The 22096-nt window shown below is 61.2% G+C and carries 19 protein-coding genes; 14 read left to right on the top strand and 5 right to left on the bottom strand.

The features are described from left to right. Positions 1-145 precede the first annotated feature (145 nt). The 3 genes from HX790_RS15930 to HX790_RS15940 are packed head-to-tail and all read right to left on the bottom strand — an operon-like array spanning position 146 to position 2825. Positions 146-913, bottom strand: coding sequence for a heme ABC transporter ATP-binding protein (locus HX790_RS15930; protein ID WP_017139227.1), 768 nt, complete (start codon positions 911-913; stop codon positions 146-148). Continuing rightward, the gene (locus HX790_RS15935) at positions 913-1950 is read right to left on the bottom strand and encodes an iron ABC transporter permease (protein ID WP_099547649.1); all 1038 of its coding nucleotides are present in this window, start codon (positions 1948-1950) and stop codon (positions 913-915) included. The genes HX790_RS15930 and HX790_RS15935 overlap by 1 nt, the downstream gene beginning before the upstream one ends. Further along, positions 1947-2825: a hemin ABC transporter substrate-binding protein gene (locus HX790_RS15940; protein ID WP_017139229.1), complete on the bottom strand. Its 879-nt coding sequence runs from the start codon at positions 2823-2825 to the stop codon at positions 1947-1949. The genes HX790_RS15935 and HX790_RS15940 overlap by 4 nt, the downstream gene beginning before the upstream one ends. 156 nt (positions 2826-2981) lie before the next feature. On the opposite strand from HX790_RS15940, the gene HX790_RS15945 reads away from it, so the two are divergent. Continuing rightward, the gene (locus HX790_RS15945; protein ID WP_017139230.1) at positions 2982-3299 is read left to right on the top strand and encodes a Rieske (2Fe-2S) protein; all 318 of its coding nucleotides are present in this window, start codon (positions 2982-2984) and stop codon (positions 3297-3299) included. On the opposite strand, the gene sfsA is transcribed toward HX790_RS15945, so the two are convergent. Together sfsA and HX790_RS15955 are read right to left on the bottom strand one after the other, a co-directional pair. Continuing rightward, positions 3296-4009, bottom strand: coding sequence for a DNA/RNA nuclease SfsA (sfsA, locus tag HX790_RS15950; RefSeq protein WP_017139231.1), 714 nt, complete (start codon positions 4007-4009; stop codon positions 3296-3298). The genes HX790_RS15945 and sfsA overlap by 4 nt on opposite strands. Beyond that, positions 4009-5181 (bottom strand): pyridoxal phosphate-dependent aminotransferase, encoded by a 1173-nt coding sequence (locus HX790_RS15955; RefSeq protein WP_017139232.1) that lies wholly within the window; start codon positions 5179-5181, stop codon positions 4009-4011. Before HX790_RS15955 ends, sfsA begins: the two co-directional genes overlap by 1 nt. Before the next feature lie 321 nt (positions 5182-5502). Here HX790_RS15955 and dksA point away from each other — a divergent pair, with 321 nt between their 5' ends. The 13 genes from dksA to HX790_RS16020 all read left to right on the top strand — a co-directional run bounded on the left by dksA (position 5503) and on the right by HX790_RS16020 (position 22016). After that, positions 5503-5946 (top strand): RNA polymerase-binding protein DksA, encoded by a 444-nt coding sequence (dksA, locus tag HX790_RS15960; protein WP_003194150.1) that lies wholly within the window; start codon positions 5503-5505, stop codon positions 5944-5946. A 95-nt stretch (positions 5947-6041) separates the two neighbouring features. Next, on the top strand, positions 6042-6929 hold the full coding sequence (gluQRS, locus tag HX790_RS15965; RefSeq protein WP_017139234.1) for a tRNA glutamyl-Q(34) synthetase GluQRS: 888 nt from the start codon (positions 6042-6044) through the stop codon (positions 6927-6929). A 62-nt stretch (positions 6930-6991) separates the two neighbouring features. Then, positions 6992-7168: a hypothetical protein gene (locus tag HX790_RS15970; RefSeq protein WP_003176118.1), complete on the top strand. Its 177-nt coding sequence runs from the start codon at positions 6992-6994 to the stop codon at positions 7166-7168. Further along, a complete protein-coding gene (locus HX790_RS15975) occupies positions 7152-10106 on the top strand; it encodes a sensor histidine kinase (protein ID WP_176991786.1) in 2955 nt (984 codons plus the stop codon). Before HX790_RS15970 ends, HX790_RS15975 begins: the two co-directional genes overlap by 17 nt. A 22-nt stretch (positions 10107-10128) precedes the next feature. Then, positions 10129-11559 (top strand): sigma-54 dependent transcriptional regulator, encoded by a 1431-nt coding sequence (locus HX790_RS15980; RefSeq protein ID WP_099547645.1) that lies wholly within the window; start codon positions 10129-10131, stop codon positions 11557-11559. A 708-nt stretch (positions 11560-12267) separates the two neighbouring features. Further along, positions 12268-13671 carry a polynucleotide adenylyltransferase PcnB gene (locus tag HX790_RS15985; protein ID WP_017139237.1) on the top strand — a complete coding sequence of 468 codons (1404 nt, stop codon included), beginning with the start codon at positions 12268-12270 and terminating at the stop codon, positions 13669-13671. A 2-nt stretch (positions 13672-13673) separates the two neighbouring features. Then, complete coding sequence (folK, locus tag HX790_RS15990) at positions 13674-14159, top strand: 2-amino-4-hydroxy-6-hydroxymethyldihydropteridine diphosphokinase (protein ID WP_017139238.1); 486 nt, start codon at positions 13674-13676, stop codon at positions 14157-14159. A 315-nt stretch (positions 14160-14474) separates the two neighbouring features. Continuing rightward, on the top strand, positions 14475-15275 hold the full coding sequence (gene panB, locus HX790_RS15995) for a 3-methyl-2-oxobutanoate hydroxymethyltransferase (protein WP_017139239.1): 801 nt from the start codon (positions 14475-14477) through the stop codon (positions 15273-15275). Then, positions 15272-16123, top strand: a complete 852-nt coding sequence (gene panC, locus HX790_RS16000) for a pantoate--beta-alanine ligase (RefSeq protein ID WP_058419971.1) — start codon at positions 15272-15274, stop codon at positions 16121-16123. Before panB ends, panC begins: the two co-directional genes overlap by 4 nt. Positions 16124-16347: 224 nt before the next feature. Beyond that, complete coding sequence (gene pgi / locus HX790_RS16005; protein ID WP_017139241.1) at positions 16348-18012, top strand: glucose-6-phosphate isomerase; 1665 nt, start codon at positions 16348-16350, stop codon at positions 18010-18012. 105 nt (positions 18013-18117) lie between these two features. Continuing rightward, positions 18118-20055, top strand: a complete 1938-nt coding sequence (gene acs / locus HX790_RS16010) for an acetate--CoA ligase (protein WP_017139242.1) — start codon at positions 18118-18120, stop codon at positions 20053-20055. An 18-nt stretch (positions 20056-20073) separates the two neighbouring features. Next, a complete protein-coding gene (locus HX790_RS16015) occupies positions 20074-20943 on the top strand; it encodes an oxygenase MpaB family protein (RefSeq protein WP_099547641.1) in 870 nt (289 codons plus the stop codon). A gap of 56 nt (positions 20944-20999) precedes the next feature. Then, positions 21000-22016 carry a class I SAM-dependent rRNA methyltransferase gene (locus HX790_RS16020; protein WP_017139244.1) on the top strand — a complete coding sequence of 339 codons (1017 nt, stop codon included), beginning with the start codon at positions 21000-21002 and terminating at the stop codon, positions 22014-22016. Positions 22017-22096 lie beyond the last annotated feature (80 nt).

Consider the following 22096-nt stretch of genomic DNA (forward strand, 5'->3'; position numbering starts at 1 on the left):
GTTATGATTATCACAACTGATCGCGAGATCAGCCGATAACTGAAAGACCATTGGTTCGGACTCTCAGATTATCTCCTCATCAGGCTAATCACGGTTATTTGACCCGGCTCTTGCCGGGTCTTTTTTTACCTGTAAAAAAGCCGATTCAGCGCGCAATGATCAACGGATGCCCACGCTCCGGGTGCGGCTGTACCAGCACCTCCAAACCAAACACCGCCTTAAGTGGCTCGGGCCGCATCACCTGCGCCGGCGTATCCAACGCGTGTGGGCGCCCCTGCTCCAGCAACAGAATCCGGTCGCAATAACGCGCCGCCAGGTTCAGGTCATGGAGAATCACCAGCACCGCAGCGCCGCGATCCGCGAAAGTACGTATAGCTTGCAGGGTCGTGTGTTGGTGCAAGGGGTCAAGCATCGAGGTCGGCTCATCCAACAGCAGCGTCTGCCCGGCTTCCCCCGGCCATAACTGCGCCAACACTCGCGCCAGATGCACACGCTGGCGTTCACCACCCGACAGCGCCAGGTAGCTGCGCCCGCTTAAATGGCCCACGTCTGCCGCGTGCAGCGCCGCCTCGATGATTTCGTCATCACGCACGCGTCCGGTCTGATGGGGCAAGCGGCCCATGCCTACAACCTCCTCGACACGAAATGCGAAATCCAGCGTGGAAGTCTGCGGCAACACTGCCAAACGTTGGGCACGTTGCGGCCCGCTCCAGTCCGTCAAGGCTTGCTGATCCAGCCACACCTTGCCCTGATCCGGCTTCAGCTCGCCGCACAACGCACCGAGCAGCGTGCTCTTGCCTGCTCCGTTAGGGCCGAGCACACCGAGCACTTCACCCGGCAGCAAGTCCAGGGTGACATCCGCCAGCACGGTTTTATCGCCACGCCGGACCTGCAACGCTTCTACTCGCAGCATCAGGCGCGCCCTCGCAGCAACAAATAAAGAAAAAACGGTGCACCGATAAAGGCCGTCACGATGCCGATCGGCAGTTCAGCCGGCGCCAGCGCCAGGCGTGCCACCAGGTCAGCAAACAGCAACAGGCTCGCGCCCGCGAGCACAGACGCCGGCAACAACACCCGATGATCCGGCCCGGCCAACAAGCGCACCAGATGCGGCACCACCAGCCCGACAAACCCGATCATGCCCGCCGCCGCTACCGCCGCGCCCACACCAAGGGCCGTGCAAAACACCAGTTCACGCTTGAGCCCTTCAACATCAATGCCAAGGTGATTGGCTTCGGACTCGCCGAGCAACAATGCATTCAAGGCTTTTGCACGGCGCGGCAACCACAGCGCCACACCGGCGCTCACCAACAGCAATGGCCACAACCGCGAATAGCTGGCGCCATTGAGGCTGCCAAGATTCCAGAACGTCAGCGTGCGCAAGGTGGCGTCATCGGCCAGATAGGTAAACAACCCCACCGCCGAACTGGCCAGGGCGGTAAGCGCGATACCGGCAAGCAGCATCGTTGCAACGTTGGTCTGGCCGTTGCGGCGCCCCAGGCGATAGACCAGGGCAGTGACGCCCAACCCCCCGAGAAACGCGCACAACGACAGCAGATAAGGCCCGAACGCATCCGGCAGGCCACCAAAAAAAGAACCGCCGACGATAGCAATCGCCGCCCCGAGCGCCGCGCCGCTGGACACACCGACCAACCCCGGATCGGCCAGCGGGTTGCGAAACAAGCCCTGCATCGCCACACCCGACAATGCCAGCACACCACCTACCGCCAAACCCAGCAAGGTTCGCGGCAAACGAATCTGCCCCAGGATCAATTCGGCCTGCTCCAGGCCCTGGGCTTCAATCGGTACGCCCATCAGGCGCAAGGCGGCCTTGAGCGTATCCAGCAACGGCAGGCTGACCGGCCCCAGGGCCAGTGAAAGCCAGATTGCCAGAAGGCATAACAGCGCCAGCCCGATAAACAGCGTTTTCGGTTTAACCAGAGTCGTCATGGGGCAGGTTTAGCCTGGGACGGATAAAACCCGGCAGACAATTGCACCAGGCTTTGCGGCAGACGCGGCCCGAGCCCGCCGACCAGCAGGGTCGGGTCCAGCTCAAACACGCGGCCGTTTTTGGCGGCCGGGGTCGACGCCAGAATCGGGTTTTCCTTGAACAAGGCCGCCCGCGCCGCATCACCGGTGAGAGCGCGATCAGCAAACACCAGCACATCAGCGCTCAGCCCGGCCAGCGACTCCACCGAAAACGGCTTATAGCCCGTGTGGGTCGCCAGGTTATGCCCGCCCGCCTGCTGCAACATCCAATCGGCGGCCGTGTCCTTGCCTGCAATCAGGGGTTTGCCACCTGCATGCCCTAGCAACAAAAGCACACCCGGCGCCTTTTGCGTGGCCTGGGCCTTGGTGACCCAGGCTTGCTGCTGATCCAGCTTTTGTTCATATCCGGTAAACAATTCGTTGGCCTTGGCTTCATCACCCAACAGCTTGCCCAAGTGCTGAAGGTTGCCTTTCAAGGTCGGCAAATCCGGCTCTGCCGAGAACATCTCCACCTGCACGCCCGCGCCGCGAATTTGCGCCAGCACCGTCGGTGGGCCCATCTCTTCAGTCCCGACCAGAACCTGCGGACGCAGGCTCAAAATCCCTTCTGCCGACAACTGGCGCTGGTAACCGATGCTCGGCAACGCCTTGAGCGATTCTGGATGCTGGCTGGTGGTATCCACCCCCACCAGCTTTGACTCCCCGCCCAGCGCCGTCACCCATTCCGATAGCGCCCCACCGGCGCTGACCCAGCGTTGCGGCAGTTCAGAGGCTTGCGCCCCGTGGTTGACCAGCAGTGAGGCAGCAAGCGCAATAGCGCTGGTACTCAGGCGCATAACAGGGTTTCCTTCCAAGGGCGGGGCCACTCAAGCACTCATGGATGTGACAGATAAACCCTGTCTGGCATCGTACAGAGCACCCAATCAGCTAACGGGCGAAGCCGGCATTTGATAATTGTTTGCATTTGAACGTCAAGGCACTTAAGGATTGTTATGAAGCTTCTCTGCCCCTCAGATGCCCTGGCGCCCAACAGCAGCCGTGGTTTTGAAATAGACGGTTGCAAAGTGTTGGCCGTGCGCCGTGACGGCGTGGCGTACTTCTACCTCAACCGCTGCCCCCATCGCGGCATCCCGCTGGAATGGCAGCCCGACCAGTTCCTGGACAGCAGCGCCAGCCTGATCCAGTGCGCCACCCACGGCGCCTTGTTCCTGATCGAAAGCGGCGAGTGCATTGCCGGGCCGTGCGCGGGCCAAAGCCTTAAAGCCCTGCCCGGCCGTGAAGACGCGCAAGGCCTGTGGGTGCAACTCTAGTCGCCGATCATCACGTCCAGGCGCCGGTCGATGATAATTTCCTGCGGCGTGACCCGCGCACCGTAGGCCAACACCTCCACGCCGGCCGCCTTGGCCTCGCGCAGCGCAGCGGCGTAGCCCGCATCGATTTCCACCGCCGGGCGTACAGCGTCGATCCCCGACAGGTTCACGCAATACAACTGCACCGCACGCACGCCCTCACGCGCCAGGTGTGCCAACTCGCGCAAATGCTTGGCGCCACGTTGGGTCACCGCGTCGGGAAACGCTGCCACCGGCGAGCCATCAAAGCCCAAGGTGACGCTCTTGACCTCCACATACGCCGCGCCGTGTGGGTACTCCAGGCGAAAATCGATACGGCTTTTTTCCTGGCCGTAAGGCACTTCGCGCTTCAAGGCGGTAAAACCGTTGAGTTCAGTGATCACCCCGGCACGCAACGCCTCCTCCACCAGTTGGTTGGCACGCGCGGTGTTGACGCATGCCAGCCGGCCTTGGGGGGTTTCGGCAATTTCCCAGGTGCCCGGCAACTTGCGCTTGGGGTCTGTGGAGCGACTGAACCAGACCTGGCCGCCCTCCACCATGCAATTGAGCATAGAGCCGGTGTTGGGGCAGTGAATGGTCAGCAACTCGCCGGTCAGCGTTTCGATATCGGTGAGAAAGCGCTTGTAGCGGCGGATCAGCCGCCCTTCTTCGAGGGGAGGATGAAAGCGCATCAGCCTTGCCAGCTCCGCAAGCCACGGGCGATGCGTTCCACCGCTTCCTGTAGCCGATCGAGGTTTTGCGTGTAGGCAAAACGCACATGATGGCCGGCCTGATAACGACCAAAATCCAGGCCCGGCGTAAACGCCACATGCTCGGTTTCAAGGAAATGACGGCAAAACGCGAAGGCATCACCGCCGAACGCGCTGATATCGGCGTACAAGTAGAACGCGCCTTCGGGCTCTACGGCGATGCCGAAACCCAACTCGCGCAAGGCTGGCAGCAGGAAATCCCGGCGGCGCCCGAACTCGGCGCGGCGCTCTTCCAGAATACTCAGGGTTTGCTCGGTGAAACACGCCAGCGCCGCGTATTGGGCCATGCTCGGCGCGCTGATGTAGAGGTTCTGCGCCAACTTCTCCAATTCGCCCACTGCCGCCGGGGGCGCCACCAGCCAGCCGAGGCGCCAGCCGGTCATGCCGAAATACTTCGAAAAACTATTTAAGACGAAGGCATCGTCGTCGACTTCCAGCACGCTGGCGGCATCGGTGCCGTAGGTGAGGCCGTGATAGATCTCGTCCACCACCAAATGGCCGTTACGCGCCTTGATTGCACTCGACAACCCCGCCAGTTCGTCGCGGGTCAGAATGGTGCCGGTCGGGTTGGCTGGTGAGGCCACCAGCGCGCCAACGCTGTCTGCATTCCAGTGTTTGGCCACCAGCTCAGCGGTCAATTGGTAGCGCACGTCCGGGCCAACCGGCACCAACTGCGCCGCGCCTTCCACCAGCCGCAGGAAATGTCGGTTACACGGGTAGCCTGGGTCGGCCAACAGCCAGTGCTTGCCCGGATCGACCAGCAGGCTGCTGGCCAGCAGCAACGCGCCAGAGCCACCGGGCGTGATCAGAATGCGCTCGGGGTCGACGCTCAGGCCGTAGCGCTGCTGGTAAAAACCACTGATGGCCTGGCGCAACTCGGGCAGCCCACGGGCCGCGGTATAGCGCGTCTTGCCGTTAGCCAGTGCGGCCTGGCCGGCCTGGATAATCGGCTCGGCCGTGGTGAAATCCGGCTCGCCGATCTCCAGGTGGATAACATCATGGCCAGCCGCCTGCAGCTCATTGGCTCGCGCCAGTAACGCCATAACGTGAAAAGGTTCGATGGCGCGACTGCGCGCACTGTAGGGCTGGGCCATTAGCCTTCCTTAAACGGTGAGGACAAAATTCGGATTCTACCGAACCCGCGCGGTAAAACATGCTCTATTGCCTGCTCGGTCCTCCGTGCTGAACCGGGCAAGCGCCTGCAAAACGACTAAAATCAACATTCGAGACACGCTATACCCAGCCATGGCGGGCCATGACAGTTTGCAAGCCTGCCACGTTGGGCCTCGACAACCGGGAGTGGCGCACCCCGAATCTATCTGGTAAGTTCGCCCGCTTGCAGCCGCAGGGCCGGCAGGTGTCGGTGACGTTGCAATCCTGCGCAATGGATTAGAAGAGTGAGAGGCGGTCTATTCATGTCCACCCAAGCAAAGCAACAGCAGACTCAAGGCCTCGGCGGCTTCGAACCCTATGTGGAAAAAAAGGGCGAGGAGTACATGGGCGAGCCCATGCGCGAGCACTTCACCAAGATCCTGAACAAGTGGAAACAGGACTTGATGCAGGAGGTTGATCGTACCGTTGACCACATGAAGGACGAAGCAGCCAACTTTCCTGATCCGGCCGACCGTGCGAGCCAGGAAGAAGAGTTCGCCCTTGAACTGCGAGCGCGTGATCGAGAGCGCAAGCTGATCAAGAAGATCGACAAGACCCTGCAACTGATCAAGGACGAGGAATACGGCTGGTGCGAATCCTGCGGCGTCGAGATTGGTATTCGCCGCCTGGAAGCCCGCCCAACCGCGGACCTGTGCGTAGACTGCAAGACCTTGGCTGAAATCAAGGAAAAACAGGTCGGCAAGTAACCCTGCCGGGCTGAATGCGACAAACAAAAAATGGGGCGTGCAAACGCTCCATTTTTGTTTCTGGCGTTCCGCGGTTTTCCAGTAGTATCCGGCCCATGACAGCCTCTACTTATATCGGGCGTTTCGCCCCCACGCCCAGCGGCCACCTGCACTTCGGTTCGCTGGTTGCCGCCCTCGCCTCCTACCTCGATGCCCGCGCCAATCACGGCCGCTGGCTGATGCGCATGGAAGACCTCGACCCACCCCGCGAAGAACCCGGCGCCCAGGCGGCGATCCTGCACGCCCTGGAAAGCTATGGCTTTGAGTGGGATGGGGAACTGGTCCGGCAAAGCGAGCGGCATGATGCCTACGCCAAAGTCTTGAACGACATGTTCAACCACGGCCTGGCTTACGCCTGTACCTGCTCGCGTAAACAATTGGAGCCCTACCACGGGATCTATCCAGGCCTGTGCCGAAACCTCGGGCACGATCAGCAAGACGCGGCGATCCGCCTGCGCGTTCCGGAGCTGGAGTATCACTTTACCGACCGCGTGCAAGGCGAATTCCGACAGCACCTGGGCCGTGATGTGGGCGATTTCATCATCCGCCGTCGCGATGGCCTGTATGCCTACCAACTGGCAGTGGTACTCGACGATGCCTGGCAAGGTGTCACCGACATCGTGCGCGGCGCCGACCTGCTCGATTCCACGCCGCGCCAGCTTTACCTGCAGGAACTGCTGGGTCTGCGCCAACCGCGCTACCTGCACGTGCCGCTGATCACCCAGCCGGACGGCAACAAGCTGGGCAAATCCTACCGCTCGCCGCCGTTGACACCCGACCAGGCCACACCTTTGCTATTGAGAGCGTTGCGCGCCCTCGGCCAGCAACCCGGCAGCGAACTGCTGCACGCCAGCCCACGGGAACTGCTGGATTGGGGCATTGCACACTGGGACGCCAGCCAGATTCCGCGCACACTCACGCTGGCCGAAGCGCAATTGAGCTGAAGGCGCTTGCAGCTTGCCAAGCATCCGTTACCATCGCGGCAGTTTTTTAATCAGAGGCCAACATGTACATCTATCGATTGGTCCTGCTGCTGGTCGTCGGGATCTACCTGTTTTCCCCGGCCATCATGGATTGGTGGATCGACGCCACGGGCGCCTGGTATCGCCCTTATCTGCTGTGGTTGATCCTGATCGTCGTGACCTTCATCCTGCAGAGCCAAAAAGATGCCGATGAGCTTTAGCCTCACCCAGATGCTGCTGATCAGCGCCGCCTACCTGGCCGCGTTGTTCGGGGTTGCCTGGATCAGTGAGCGCGGAATGATTCCGCGGGCGATCATTCGCCATCCGTTGACCTACACCTTGTCCCTGGGCGTCTACGCCAGCGCCTGGGCATTTTATGGCACGGTGGGGCTGGCCTATCAGTATGGCTACGGCTTTCTGTCCAGCTACCTGGGCGTGTCCGGCGCGTTCCTGCTGGCGCCGGTGTTGCTGTACCCGATCCTGAAAATCACCCGCACCTATCAGCTGTCGTCCCTGGCGGACTTGTTTGCCTTCCGCTTTCGCAGCACCTGGGCCGGCGCGCTGACCACGATCTTTATGCTGATCGGCGTGCTGCCGTTGCTGGCCCTGCAGATCCAGGCGGTGGCGGACTCCATCAGCATCCTCACCCGCGAACCAGTGCAGCACCGCGTTGCCCTGGCCTTCTGCGCACTGATCACGCTGTTCACGATTTTCTTCGGTTCACGCCATATCGCCACCCGCGAAAAACACGAAGGCCTGGTGTTTGCGATTGCCTTTGAGTCGGTGATCAAGCTGATCGCCATCGGCGGTGTCGGCCTGTATGCGTTGTACGGCGTATTCGACGGGCCGCAACAGTTGGAGTTGTGGTTGCTGCAAAACCAGACCGCCCTCGCCGCTTTGCACACGCCGTTGCAGGAAGGCCCATGGCGCACGCTGCTGCTGGTGTTCTTTGCCTCGGCCATCGTGATGCCGCACATGTACCACATGACCTTCACCGAGAACCTCAACCCGCGCTCATTGGTCAGCGCCAGCTGGGGTTTGCCGTTATTCCTGCTGCTGATGAGCCTGGCGGTGCCGCTGATCCTGTGGGCCGGCCTCAAGCTCGGCGCCACCACCAACCCCGAATACTTCACCCTTGGCGTCGGTATTGCCGCCAACAGCAAATCCCTCGCATTGCTGGCTTACGTGGGCGGTTTGTCGGCGGCCAGTGGCTTGATCATCGTCACCACGCTGGCACTCTCCGGCATGGCGCTCAATCACCTGGTGCTGCCGCTGTATCAGCCGCCAGCCGAAGGTAATATCTACCGCTGGCTGAAATGGACGCGCCGCGCGCTGATCGTCGCCATCATCATGGCCGGCTATGGCTTCTACCTGCTGCTGGGCGCTGGGCAAGATCTGGCCAACCTCGGCATCGTCGCGTTTGTGGCGACCTTGCAGTTCTTGCCGGGTGTGTTGTCGGTGCTGTACTGGCCAACCGCCAACCGTCGCGGCTTTATCGCCGGGCTGCTGGCAGGCATTCTGGTGTGGATGGTGACCATGCTGCTGCCGCTGGTCGGCAACTTGCAGGGCTTCTATATTCCGCTGCTGAACATGATCTACGTGCTGGATGACACCAGCTGGCACATGGCAGCGATCGCCTCGTTGGCCGCCAACGTGCTGATGTTTACCCTGATCTCGCTGTTCACCAACGCCAGCCCCGAAGAAACCAGCGCCGCCGAAGCCTGCGCGGTGGACAACGTGCGCCGCCCGCAACGCCGCGAGCTGCACGCCGCCTCACCGCAAGAGTTCGCCACCCAACTGGCCAAGCCGCTGGGCGCCAAGGCTGCGCAAAAGGAAGTCGAGCAGGCGCTGCGCGACCTTTACCTGCCGTTTGACGAGCGCCGGCCCTACGCCCTGCGCCGTTTGCGCGACCGCATTGAGGCCAACCTGTCCGGCCTGATGGGACCGAGCGTGTCCCAGGACATGGTGGAAACCTTCTTGCCCTACAAGGCCGGCGGCGAAAACTACGTCACCGAAGACATCCATTTCATCGAGAGCCGGCTGGAGGATTACCACTCACGTCTCACCGGCCTTGCCGCCGAACTCGATGCCCTGCGCCGCTATCACCGTCAAACCCTTCAGGAACTGCCGATGGGCGTGTGTTCCCTGGCCAAGGATCAAGAGATCCTGATGTGGAACAAGGCGATGGAAGAACTCACCGGCATCGCCGCACAACGTGTTGTGGGTTCGCGCCTGAATACCTTGGGCGACCCTTGGAAAGAACTGTTGCAAGGCTTTATCAACCTGCCCGACGAGCACTTGCACAAACAGCACCTGGCGCTGGACGGCCAGACCCGCTGGCTCAATCTGCACAAAGCGGCGATCGACGAGCCGCTGGCGCCGGGCAACAGTGGCCTGGTGCTGCTGGTGGAGGACCTGACCGAAACCCAGATGCTCGAAGACAAGCTGGTGCACTCCGAACGCCTGGCCAGCATCGGTCGCCTGGCCGCGGGTGTGGCCCATGAAATCGGCAACCCGATCACCGGTATCGCGTGCCTGGCGCAAAACCTGCGGGAAGAGCGCGAAGAAGACGCTGAAATCACCGAAATCAGCGGGCAGATCCTCGAGCAGACCAAGCGCGTGTCACGCATCGTGCAGTCGCTGATGAGCTTCGCCCACGCCGGCGCGCATCAGAACCATGACGAAGCGGTGTGCCTGGCGGAAGTGGCGCAGGATGCCATTGGGCTGCTGGCCTTGAACCGGCGCAATTTCGAAGTACAGCTTTTTAACCTGTGCGACCCGGACCACTGGGTTGACGGCGACTCCCAACGCTTGGCGCAGGTGCTGATCAACCTGCTTTCAAACGCCCGTGACGCAACGCCCGCCGGCAGTGCGGTACGCGTCAAGAGCGAGGCTTTCGAGCACACGGTCGACCTGATCGTGGAGGACGAAGGCAGCGGTATTCCACAGAACATCATGGATCGATTGTTCGAACCTTTCTTCACCACCAAGGACCCGGGTGAAGGTACCGGTCTGGGCCTTGCACTGGTCTATTCCATCGTTGAAGAGCATTATGGACAAATCACCATCGACAGCCCGGCTGACACCGAAAGCCAACGCGGCACCCGTATTCGGGTGACCTTGCCGCGTCATGTCGAAGCGACGTCCGCTGTGAACTGAGACCGTCGAGAGAATTGAATCAATGCCGCACATTTTGATCGTCGAAGACGAAACCATTATCCGCTCTGCCTTGCGTCGCCTGCTTGAACGTAATCAGTACCAGGTCAGCGAAGCCGGCTCGGTGCAGGAAGCCCAAGAGCGTTTCAGCATTCCCACGTTCGACCTGATTGTCAGCGACCTGCGCCTGCCGGGCGCGCCGGGGACCGAGCTGATCAAGCTTGGCCAGGGCACGCCCGTGCTGATCATGACCAGCTACGCCAGCCTGCGCTCGGCGGTGGACTCGATGAAGATGGGCGCGGTGGACTACATCGCCAAGCCTTTCGATCACGACGAAATGCTCCAGGCCGTGGCGCGCATTCTGCGTGACCGTCAGTCGGCTGGCAGTACGCCGGCCGAACAGCGTCCTGCCGGCAAGGCTGCCGAGAAGCCGGGGGCCGACAACAGCAACGGCGAGATCGGCATCATCGGCTCTTGCCCACCGATGCAGGATCTGTACAGCAAGATCCGCAAAGTGGCGCCGACCGACTCCAATGTATTGATCCAGGGCGAGTCGGGCACCGGTAAAGAGCTGGTGGCCCGCGCCCTGCACAATCTGTCCAAACGTGCCAAAGCGCCGATGATTTCGGTGAACTGCGCGGCGATTCCCGAATCCCTGATCGAGTCCGAACTGTTCGGGCACGAGAAAGGCGCATTTACCGGCGCCAGCGCCGGGCGTGCTGGGTTGGTCGAAGCGGCGGACGGCGGCACCTTGTTCCTCGACGAAATTGGCGAACTGCCCCTGGAAGCCCAGGCGCGCTTGCTACGCGTGTTGCAGGAAGGCGAGATTCGCCGTGTCGGTTCGGTGCAATCACAGAAGGTCGATGTGCGCCTGATCGCCGCGACCCACCGTGACCTCAAGAGCCTGGCCAAGATCGGCCAGTTCCGGGAAGACTTGTATTACCGCCTGCATGTCATCGCCCTCAAGCTGCCGGCCTTGCGCGAGCGTGGCGCCGACGTGAATGAGATCGCCAGCGCGTTTCTGCTGCGCCAGAGCGCGCGCATCAACCGTACCGACCTCAAGTTTGCCGCCGACGCCGAGCAGGCGATTCGGCATTACTCGTGGCCGGGTAACGTCCGCGAACTGGAGAACGCGGTCGAGCGCGCGGTGATTCTGTCGGAGAGCCCGGAAATTTCTGCCGAGCTGCTGGGTATCGATATCGAGCTGAGCGACCTGGAAGACGACGACTTCATCGGCCTGGCCCCGCAACAGGGCGGTGGCAGCAATACCAGCCATGAGCCGACCGAAGACCTGTCACTGGAAGACTACTTCCAGCACTTCGTGCTTGAGCATCAGGACCATATGACCGAGACCGAACTGGCGCGCAAGCTGGGCGTGAGCCGCAAGTGCCTGTGGGAACGCCGCCAACGCCTGGGCATTCCACGGCGCAAGACCGGGGTAGCCAGCGAAAGCTGAGGGCGCGCCCCCACAGGTAACACCCTCAGATGTGAAAAAACTGTTACCGCAGTTTTTTCACGTAACAGAAGCCGGGGCTTACGGTAACGAAGCCCCGGCTTTTTTTCGCCCCTCCAAAAGCCAAAACCGGTTCAACCCCCCGGTTTTGCTGGGCGACACAAAAGTTGGCACGCACCCTGCTATATGCTTAGTACAAAAACAATAACAAGCTTTGTACAAGACAATAAAAATAAGACGAATCGACTCACGCATAACAAAAACAACACGGCGGAGGCGCAGCTAACTGATTCTTTTGGAGAGGCGTTGCATTTGGGGCTTGCCCCGCAACCAGGCCGAGAACAACAAAAACTGCCCTAAGGCAGAGCCTGAACTGGTTGGATCGTAGATCAGCAACACAGCGACCAAAGCAATCCGTTTGCTCTTGGCTCCCGATTGGGAGTGTCATGAAGGTGAAACTTCATGGCGAGGGCGATCAACAAAAACAAAAAGCCCGCAACCATAATAAAAATAGAGCACGCAACTACTTCTGGGGGAGCTTCGGCTCCCCTTGTAGTTTCCGGCATTTGACCCGCTCACACCCTTCTTTAAGCTTCTGGCTCAAGCCTTGCAGCTTGTTCCTACACCATCCCTCGACTAAATGCTAGAATCCCGGCCCATCATGCGGTCATTCTTCGTTATGGCCGAACATTCCTTCAAACAGTGCATCCCATGCTGAAGAAGTTGTTCCAGTCATTCCGTTCCCCCTTGCGTCGTACGCAACACATTCGCAGCACGCCTGAAGTGCTTAACAGCAATCAGCATTCATTGCAGCGCGCTCAATTCAGCCGCTATGCAGTGAACATCGTCGAACGTTTGCAGAACGCCGGCTACCAGGCTTATCTGGTGGGCGGCTGCGTACGTGACATGCTGCTCAATATCACGCCCAAGGATTTCGACGTCGCCACCAGCGCCACGCCGGAGCAGGTGCGTGCCGAGTTTCGCAATGCGCGAATCATCGGTCGCCGCTTCAAGTTGGTGCATATCCACTTTGGTCGCGAAATCATCGAGGTCGCGACGTTCCGCGCAGGCCATCCGCAAAACGATGATGAGGAAGACACCAATCAGTCTTCCCGCAACGAGAGCGGCCGCATCCTGCGTGACAACGTGTACGGCACCTTGGAAGAAGACGCGCAGCGCCGCGACTTCACCATCAACGCCCTGTATTACGACCCGGTCAGCGAGCGCATTCTCGATTACGCCAACGGCGTACACGACATTCGCAACAACCTGATCCGCCTGATCGGCGACCCGACGCAGCGTTACCAGGAAGACCCGGTACGCATGCTGCGCGCCGTGCGCTTTGCCGCCAAGCTGAACTTCGGCATCGAGAAACACACCGCCGCGCCGATTCGCGAGCTGGCGCCGATGCTGCGGGAAATTCCTTCGGCACGCCTGTTCGAAGAAGTGCTGAAGTTGTTCCTCTCGGGTTATGCCGCCGATACGTTCGAAATGCTGGTCGACCTGCAACTGTTCGACCCGCTGTTCCCGGCCAGCGCCGAGGCACTGGAATACAACCCCACGTACACCCACACGCTGATCAGCGAAGCGTTGATCAACACCGACCTGCGCATCAAGCAGAACAAACCGGTAACGCCGGCGTTCCTGTTTGCCGCCCTGCTGTGGCCTGCCCTGCCTAAACGCGTATTGCGCCTGCAAGACCGTGGCATGCCGCCGATCCCGGCCATGCAGGAAGCCGCCCACGAGCTGATCGCCGAGCAGTGCCAGCGCATCGCCATTCCCAAACGCTTCACCATGCCGATCCGCGAGATCTGGGACATGCAGGAGCGCCTGCCGCGCCGCAGTGGCAAACGCGCCGACCTGTTGCTGGATAACCCGCGCTTCCGTGCCGGCTACGACTTCCTGCTGCTGCGCGAAAGCGCCGGCGAGCAGACCGACGGCCTGGGCGAATGGTGGACCGACTACCAGGATGCCAATGACAGCCAGCGCCGCGAGATGATTCGCGACCTCGGCAGCAAAGGCGATGGCGAAGGCACTGGCCCGAAAAAACGTCGTCGCAGCGGCACCAAGCGCAAGCGCAGCGCGGCCGATGCCTCGGGCGCTGCGGGCGAATAAACGTGGAACGTGTCTACATTGGCATGGGCAGCAACCTGGCCGCCCCGGACCAGCAATTGCGCAGCGCTGTCGAAGCCCTGGCGCAATTGCCCGGCACGGCCCTCGTTGGCGTGTCGGCGTTCTATCAAAGTGACTCCCTGCTCCCGGGCCAACCGCGCTACACCAATGCGGTCGCCGCCCTGGACAGCGATCTTGCGCCACTGGATTTACTCGATGCCCTGCAAACCATCGAGAACGACCAGGGCCGCGAGCGCCTTGAACGCTGGGGCCCGCGCACCCTGGACCTGGATATCCTGTTGTTTGGCGATCGCCTGATCGACACGCCGCGGCTGAAGGTGCCGCACTATCAGATGCATTTGCGCGCGTTTGTGCTGTACCCGCTGGCAGAGCTGGCACCCGCCGACCTGCAACTGCCCAATGGCCAAACACTTAGCGACTTGCTGGCCGCCTGCCCGTTTGTTGGCCTGGAGCGCGTGCCCCGAGACTGACTCGGTCAATGTGGGACCCGGCTTGCCTGCGATGCGGGCAACTCGGTACACCCGCTATTGCGCGATGCTGCCATCGCAGGCACGCCCGCTCCCACCCGTAACAGGGGTAACACCCCACTCGTAACAATGCGGTAACACATCCAATTGACTTCCCGTGTCCTCATCACGACTATAGGCGTCCCGCTGCCGCCAACCCGGCGCTGAAGGGCGCAATCCAGGCCTTATAAGCACTGCTCTCAAGACAGTGCGCCTGTATAAACGAAGACTCACGCGCGTTACTCGCTGTTTCCAAGCGCCTGAACGAGGACCCTTTCCATGCCAGACATTACCCTGACCACCTTGCAGAGCCTGAAGCTCAAAGGTGAAAAAATCACCATGCTGACCTGCTATGACGCCACCTTCGCCCACGCCAGTTGCGAGGCCGGGGTTGAAGTGCTGTTGATTGGCGATTCACTGGGCATGGTTCTTCAAGGGAATGACAGCACCCTGCCGGTCACCACTGACGAACTTGCGTACCACACGGCCAGCGTCAAACGCGGTAACAACGGCGCCTTCATCATCGCTGACCTGCCGTTCATGGGTTACGCCACCCTTGAACAAACCTTCCAGAACGCCGGCAAGCTGATGCAAGCCGGTGCACACATGATCAAAGTCGAAGGCGCGGTATGGCTGGCGGAGTCGATCCGGCTGCTGGCTGAGCGCGGCGTTCCAGTGTGCGTGCACATGGGCCTGACGCCGCAGTCGGTGAACATCTTCGGCGGCTACAAGGTGCAAGGCCGCAATGAAGCCCAGGCGCGCCAGATGCGTGCGGATGCCATTGCCCTGGAGCAAGCCGGCGCCGCGATGATCCTGCTCGAATGCGTGCCCAGCGAACTGGCGGCCGAAATTACCCAGGCAGTCAAAGTGCCGGTGATCGGCATTGGCGCAGGCTCGGCCACCGACGGCCAAGTGCTGGTGGTACACGACATGCTCGGCCTGTCGCTGACCGGCCGTGCGCCCAAATTCGTGAAAAACTTCATGGCAGGCCAGGACAGCATCCAGGCAGCCCTGGCCGCCTACGTGAGTGAAGTCAAAGCCGTGACGTTCCCTGGCGAAGAACATGGGTTCTCTGCATGAACACCGTTAAAACCGTAAGAGAACTACGCGCCGCCGTCGCCCACGCGCGCAGTGCCGGCAAACGCATTGGCTTTGTGCCCACCATGGGCAACCTGCACAGCGGCCACGCCACCTTGGTGACCAAGGCCGCACAGCAATCGGACTTTGTGGTGGCGAGCATTTTCGTCAACCCGTTGCAGTTCGGCGCTGGCGAAGACCTGGACAAGTACCCGCGCACGCTGGCGGCGGACCAGGAAAAGCTGCTGCAAGCCGGTTGCAATCTGTTGTTTGCGCCCTCCGTTGACGAAATGTACCCCGGCGGCATGACCGGCCAAACCCGCGTCAGCGTTCCGCAACTGTCTGAGGGCCTGTGCGGTGCCAGCCGACCCGGGCACTTCGAAGGTGTGGCGACGGTGGTGAGCAAGCTGTTCAACATGGTCCAGCCGGACATGGCCGTATTTGGCCAGAAGGACTACCAGCAACTGGCGGTCATCCGCGCCATGGTGCATGACTTGAACATGCCCATCCAGATCATCGGCGAGCCCACCGTGCGTGCCGCCGACGGCCTGGCGCTGTCGTCACGCAACGGCTACCTCAACGAAGAACAGCGCGCGATTGCGCCGGTGCTCTACCGCAGCCTCAGCCAGATTGCGGCGGCTATAAAAGGCGGCGAGCAGGATTTCGCCAAGCTGCGTGCCGAGCAGATCGCTCAGATTGAAGCTGCCGGGCTGCGCATGGATTACCTGGAAGTGCGCCAAGGCGTGCACCTGCGTGCGGCCACGCCTGAGGATCGGGATATCGTCATCCTCGTGGCGGCCTATCTGGGTGCGACACGCCTGATCGACAACCTGCATTTGACTCTCAACTGACCCCGCCAGGCACTTCGCCTGTTGCCCTGATCGCTGTGCCGGTATAAAAAAGTACCGGCAACAGCGCAGACAAAGCCAAGACATATCGACACGCTAGGTTTAATGTAATCGCCCTGCGCCATTGTTGGCGCTGACCGGACTCAAACGCCTGATGAAAGACTCAACGTTCCGGATTTAGAAGTGTCCTAAAGGCAAGTCCCCGTAATAAAAGGAAACCCGCAGCGATGGCGTACTACCGCACTCCTCATGACGTTACCGCTCTGCCCGCTTGGCAAGCGCTCAATCAACATCGCCAAGCCATGCAGGATTTCAGCATGCGCGACGCGTTCAATGCCGATCCCCAGCGCTTTTCCCAGTTCACCTTGAGCAGCTGCGGGCTTTTCCTCGATTACTCGAAAAACCTGATCACCAGCGAAACCCGTGACCTGCTGGTGGGCCTGGCCAAAGAAGTCAACCTTAAAGCCGCGATTGACGCGCTGTACGCAGGCGAGCCGGTCAACTCTTCCGAAGGTCGCCCCGCCCTGCACACCGCGCTGCGCCGCCCAGTGGGCGACAAGCTGTCGGTCAACGGCGTAAACATCATGCCGGACGTGCACAAGGTGCTGAACCAGATCACTGACCTGGTCGGCCGCATCCACGACGGCCTGTGGCGTGGTTACACCGAGAAGCCGATCACTGACGTAGTGAATATCGGCATCGGTGGTTCGTTCCTCGGCCCGGAGCTGGTCTCCGAGGCATTGCTGTCATACGCCCACAAAGGCGTGCGCTGCCACTACCTGGCAAACATCGATGGCAGCGAGTTCCACGAACTGACCCAGAAGCTGCGCGCCGAGACCACGCTGTTTATCGTTTCGTCCAAATCCTTCAACACCCTCGAAACCCTGAAAAACGCTCAGGCCGCCCGCGCCTGGTACCTGGCCCAGGGTGGCTCGGAAGCCGAACTGTACCGTCACTTTATCGCCGTATCGAGCAACAACGCGGCGGCCGTGGCGTTCGGTATCCGTGAAGAAAACATCTTCCCGATGTGGGACTGGGTCGGCGGCCGTTACTCGCTGTGGTCGGCCATTGGCTTGCCAATCGCCCTGGCCATCGGCATGTCCAACTTCAAAGAGCTGTTGTCCGGTGCCTACACCATGGACCAGCACTTCCAGAACGCGCCGTTCGAGCAAAACATGCCGGTGCTGCTGGGCCTGCTGGGCGTGTGGTACGGCAACTTCTGGGGTGCGCAGAGCCATGCGATCCTGCCGTATGACCACTACCTGCGTAACATCACCAAACACTTGCAACAGCTGGACATGGAGTCCAACGGCAAAAGCGTGCGCCAGGACGGCACACCGGTGTCTACCGATACTGGCCCCGTTATCTGGGGCGGTGTCGGTTGCAACGGTCAGCATGCTTACCACCAGTTACTGCACCAGGGGACTCAACTGATCCCGGCCGACTTCATTGTGCCGATCGTCAGCTTCAACCCGGTGTCCGACCATCACCAGTGGCTGTACGCCAACTGCCTGTCCCAGAGCCAGGCACTGATGCTCGGCAAGACCCGCAGTGAAGCCGAGGCTGAGTTGCGCGAAAAAGGCCTGCCGGAAGCCGAAGTGCAGAAGCTGGCGCCTCACAAGGTGATCCCGGGCAACCGTCCGAGCAACACCATCGTGGTCGAGCGCATCAGCCCACGTCGCTTGGGCGCACTGGTCGCCATGTATGAACACAAAGTGTTTGTACAAAGCGTGGTTTGGGGCATCAACGCCTTCGACCAATGGGGCGTGGAGCTGGGCAAAGAGCTGGGCAAAGGTGTCTACAACCGCCTGACCGGCGCCGAAGAAACCCTGGCTGACGATGCGTCGACCCAGGGCCTGATCAACTACTTCCGCGGTCGTCACCGCGGCTGAGGCCGGTACACCAAGGCCAACGTCCGTTTGGACGTTGGCCTTGAACCCTCTCCCCACAGCGTGCATCTTTATGCCTTGTCGCTAAAACAAGAATAAGGACCGCTCATGTTCGATATCCGCACATTCCCCCGCGCCGATGACGTCCGCCAGGCCGCGCAGCTCAGTCAAGACGAGTACCAGCGCCTCTACCGCCAATCCATTGAGCAACCCGATACGTTCTGGGCCGAACAGGCCAAGGGTTTCCTCGACTGGATCAAACCCTGGCACACCGTGCAGCACTCGGACATCACTACCGGCGCAGCCCAGTGGTTTGCCGGCGGCCAACTGAACGTCAGCTACAACTGCATCGACCGTCACCTGGCACAACGCGCCGACCAGCCGGCCTTTATCTGGGAAGGCGATGATCCTGCAAAGTCCTCCAAAATTTCCTACCGCCAACTTCATCAAAACGTCAGCCGCCTGGCCAATGTGCTGAAAAGCCGTGGGGTGAAAAAAGGCGACCGGGTGTGCATCTACATGCCGATGATCCCGGAAGCCGCCTACGCGATGCTGGCCTGCACCCGGATTGGCGCGGTGCACTCGGTGGTGTTCGGCGGCTTCTCTCCGGATGCCCTGCGCGACCGCATCCTCGATGCCGACTGTCGCACCGTGATCACCGCCGATGAAGGCGTGCGCGGCGGCAAGCCGGTGGCCTTGAAAAAGAATGTCGACAAAGCCCTGGCCAGTTGCCCGAACGTCAGCACGGTACTGGTGGTGGAGCGCACGGGGGCGAAACTTGACTGGGTAGAAGGCCGCGACCTCAAGTATCAAGCCGCCCTGGACGCCGCCAGCGCTGATTGCCCGCCCGAGCCGATGGACGCCGAAGACCCGTTGTTTATCCTCTACACCTCCGGCAGCACCGGCAAACCCAAAGGCGTGCTGCACACCACCGGCGGCTACCTGCTGCAAGCGGCGATGACCTTCAAGTACGTGCTCGACTACCGTGACGGCGAAGTGTTCTGGTGCACCGCCGACGTGGGCTGGGTCACCGGCCACAGCTATATCGTGTACGGCCCGCTGGCCAACGGTGCGACGTCACTGATGTTCGAAGGCGTGCCGAGCTACCCGGACAGCTCGCGTTTCTGGCAGGTCATCGATAAACACCAGGTGAATATCTTCTACACCGCGCCCACCGCATTGCGCGCGCTCATGCGTGAGGGCCACGGGCCACTGCAGAACACCTCGCGCGCCAGCCTGCGCCTGCTGGGCAGCGTCGGCGAGCCGATCAACCCGGAGGCCTGGGATTGGTACTTTAACGCTGTGGGCGAGCAGCGCTGCCCGATTGTCGATACCTGGTGGCAGACCGAAACCGGCGGCATCATGCTCAGCCCGCTGGTCAGCGCGCAACGGATCAAACCTGGCTGCGCGACCCAACCGATGTTTGGCGTACAACCTGTGCTGCTGGATGAACATGGCAAGGAACTCAGCGGTGCCGGTAGTGGCGTGCTCGCTATCAAGGCCAGTTGGCCGGGGCAAATCCGCAGCGTCTACGGTGACCCGCAGCGCATGCTCGACACCTATTTCAAACCCTACCCCGGCTACTACTTCACCGGCGACGGTGCGCGCCGCGATGAGGATGGCGACTACTGGATCACCGGCCGCATCGATGACGTGATCAACGTGTCCGGTCACCGCATCGGCACCGCCGAAGTGGAAAGCGCGCTGGTGCTGCATGACCAAGTGGCCGAAGCCGCTGTGGTCGGTTACCCCCACGACGTCAAAGGCCAGGGCATCTATGCGTTTGTCACCCCCATGAACGGCGTCGAGCCCAGCGATGAGCTGAAAAAACACTTGCTGGCGCTGGTCAGCAAGGAAATCGGCAGCTTTGCCAAGCCGGAACTGATCCAATGGGCGCCGGCCTTGCCGAAAACCCGCTCGGGCAAGATCATGCGGCGTATTTTGCGCAAGATCGCCTGCAACGAACTCGACAGCCTCGGCGACACCTCGACCCTGGCCGACCCGAGCGTGGTGGACGGTCTGATCGATAAACGCCTGAACCGATAGGAGCCACCCTGAGTCGCCATGGAATTTATCCGCAGCCGTATCGAAACCCAGTTGATGAGCCTCACCGGCTTGTCACTCGGCCAACTGGACCTGGAAAACCCCAAGGGCGACCCCGGCCTGTTCGGGCCGGACTCTGTGAGCTGGCAGGTGCATGGCGACTTCAGCAGCATGCTGATCGGCGGCATCAGCGCGTTGATGCTGCAAGCCTTGCACCCGCTGGCCCTGGCCGGCGTGTGGGACCATTCCAACTTTCGCCAGGACATGCTCGGGCGCCTGCGCCGCACTTCGCAGTTTATTTCCGGCACCACGTTCGGCTCGCGCCAGGACGCCGAATGGCTGATTGAGAAGGTGCGCACCATCCACCTGCAAGTGGTCGGGCATGCGCCGGATGGGCGAGCCTATGCGGCCAGTGACCCGGAGCTGCTGACGTGGGTACACGTGGCGGAGGTCAGCAACTTTCTGGCGGCACACCTGCGTTATCGCAACCCGCATCTGTCTGGGCGCGACCAGGACCGCTACTACAGTGAAATTGCCTTGGTTGCCGAGCGACTGGGCGCACGGCACGTGCCGCGTTCACGCCAGGAAATTTCCGATTATCTGGCGCGCATTCGTCCACAACTGCTGTGCGACGATCGCAGCCGCGAAGTGCTGCGCCTGCTGGTCAATGCACCTGCGCCCAGCACCTTGGCCAAACCCTTTGGCAGCTTGATGATGCAGGCCGGCATCGACCTGTTGCCGGACTGGGCCAGCGCTATGCTCGGGCAACACCAAAGCTCGATGCAACGCTTGGTGATCCGCGCGGGTGTGAAGCGCAGCGCGCCCTTGCTGCGCTGGGCGATGCGCAACGGTTCGGTGCAACGCGCCCAGCGGCGGATGGGGTTGATGTAGACGGCGGCCCATAGCTGTTAAACTTCGCGCCCTCTTTTACCCGCAAGGCGCGCTCCATGACTCCCTTGAATCAGGCGCTGCGCGCCGCTCTCAACCATCGCCAAGACCTGATCAACGAGTTGCACGTCCAAGGCACAGACTGCTACCGGCTGTTCCATGGCAGCCAGGAAGGCGCCGGCGGCTTGACCATTGACCGTTACGGCCCGCAATTGCTGGTGCAAAGCTTCCACCAGTCGCTACAAACCGAGGAGCTGCTGGACCTGCATCAACAGGTCAACCAGTTCATGGGGCTGGAATTGCAGCTCGTGTACAACGACCGCTCCCGTGGCAACTCGCGCATCGACCGTGAAGACACGGTGTACCGCGCCGAGCCTGCGGCATTGGCAGATCAGGTCGGCCACGAATGGGGCCTCAACTACCGTGTACGCGGCCGCCATGCCGGGCAAGACCCGCTGCTGTTCCTGGACCTGCGCAACACCCGTGGCTGGGTCAAGGACCACAGCGCCGGCAAAAGCGTGCTGAACCTGTTCGCCTACACCTGTGGCGTAGGCTTGAGCGCCGCAGCCGGGGGCGCGCATGAGGTGTGCAACCTGGACTTCGCCGAAGGCAACCTGGCGGTCGGGCGCGAAAACGGCCTGCTCAACCCGCACTTGCCGACCATGGAATTCGTGCAGTCCGACTACTTCCCGGCGATTCGCCAACTGGCCGGTTTGCCGATCACCCAGCGTCGTGGCCAGAAGCTGCCGAGTTATCCACGCCTTGAGCAGCGCCAGTTCGACCTGGTGCTGCTCGACCCACCGGCCTGGGCCAAGAGTGCTTTCGGCACCGTCGACCTGTTGCGCGATTATCAGAGCCTGCTCAAGCCCGCACTGCTGACCACCGCCGACAATGGCGTGTTGATCTGCTGCAACAACCTGGCAAAAGTCAGCATGGATGACTGGCGTGAGCAGGTGCTGCGTTGCGCCGAAAAAGCCGGCCGCCCGGTACGTGAGTGGCAAATCATGACGCCTGGGGCTGACTTCCCGTCCCTGGATCAGCAGCCACCGTTAAAAACACTGATCCTGCAGTTGTAGTACTTTTCCCAAGGAGTCCAGTACTTCGGAACCGAAAACCCGTGCCATACTCCAAGGCACTCTCGTTCTACATAGATGGC

Origin of the sequence: Pseudomonas sp. IPO3747 (assembly GCF_013385245.1) — a bacterium.
GTDB classification, from domain to species: domain Bacteria; phylum Pseudomonadota; class Gammaproteobacteria; order Pseudomonadales; family Pseudomonadaceae; genus Aquipseudomonas; species Aquipseudomonas edaphica.

Excerpts from the sequence above, each read along its gene's own strand:
- HX790_RS15935 (WP_099547649.1), bottom strand. The coding sequence starts at position 1,950 with ATGACGACTCTGGTTAAACCGAAAACGCTGTTTATCGGGCTGGCGCTG.
- panC (WP_058419971.1), top strand. The coding sequence starts at position 15,272 with ATGAACACCGTTAAAACCGTAAGAGAACTACGCGCCGCCGTCGCCCAC.
- gluQRS (WP_017139234.1), top strand. The coding sequence starts at position 6,042 with ATGACAGCCTCTACTTATATCGGGCGTTTCGCCCCCACGCCCAGCGGC.
- HX790_RS15940 (WP_017139229.1), bottom strand. The coding sequence starts at position 2,825 with ATGCGCCTGAGTACCAGCGCTATTGCGCTTGCTGCCTCACTGCTGGTC.
- HX790_RS16020 (WP_017139244.1), top strand. The coding sequence starts at position 21,000 with ATGACTCCCTTGAATCAGGCGCTGCGCGCCGCTCTCAACCATCGCCAA.
- HX790_RS15975 (WP_176991786.1), top strand. The coding sequence starts at position 7,152 with ATGCCGATGAGCTTTAGCCTCACCCAGATGCTGCTGATCAGCGCCGCC.
- HX790_RS15945 (WP_017139230.1), top strand. The coding sequence starts at position 2,982 with ATGAAGCTTCTCTGCCCCTCAGATGCCCTGGCGCCCAACAGCAGCCGT.
- panB (WP_017139239.1), top strand. The coding sequence starts at position 14,475 with ATGCCAGACATTACCCTGACCACCTTGCAGAGCCTGAAGCTCAAAGGT.
- HX790_RS16015 (WP_099547641.1), top strand. The coding sequence starts at position 20,074 with ATGGAATTTATCCGCAGCCGTATCGAAACCCAGTTGATGAGCCTCACC.
- pgi (WP_017139241.1), top strand. The coding sequence starts at position 16,348 with ATGGCGTACTACCGCACTCCTCATGACGTTACCGCTCTGCCCGCTTGG.
- HX790_RS15985 (WP_017139237.1), top strand. The coding sequence starts at position 12,268 with ATGCTGAAGAAGTTGTTCCAGTCATTCCGTTCCCCCTTGCGTCGTACG.
- HX790_RS15970 (WP_003176118.1), top strand. The coding sequence starts at position 6,992 with ATGTACATCTATCGATTGGTCCTGCTGCTGGTCGTCGGGATCTACCTG.
- dksA (WP_003194150.1), top strand. The coding sequence starts at position 5,503 with ATGTCCACCCAAGCAAAGCAACAGCAGACTCAAGGCCTCGGCGGCTTC.
- HX790_RS15930 (WP_017139227.1), bottom strand. The coding sequence starts at position 913 with ATGCTGCGAGTAGAAGCGTTGCAGGTCCGGCGTGGCGATAAAACCGTG.
- HX790_RS15955 (WP_017139232.1), bottom strand. The coding sequence starts at position 5,181 with ATGGCCCAGCCCTACAGTGCGCGCAGTCGCGCCATCGAACCTTTTCAC.
- acs (WP_017139242.1), top strand. The coding sequence starts at position 18,118 with ATGTTCGATATCCGCACATTCCCCCGCGCCGATGACGTCCGCCAGGCC.
- HX790_RS15980 (WP_099547645.1), top strand. The coding sequence starts at position 10,129 with ATGCCGCACATTTTGATCGTCGAAGACGAAACCATTATCCGCTCTGCC.
- sfsA (WP_017139231.1), bottom strand. The coding sequence starts at position 4,009 with ATGCGCTTTCATCCTCCCCTCGAAGAAGGGCGGCTGATCCGCCGCTAC.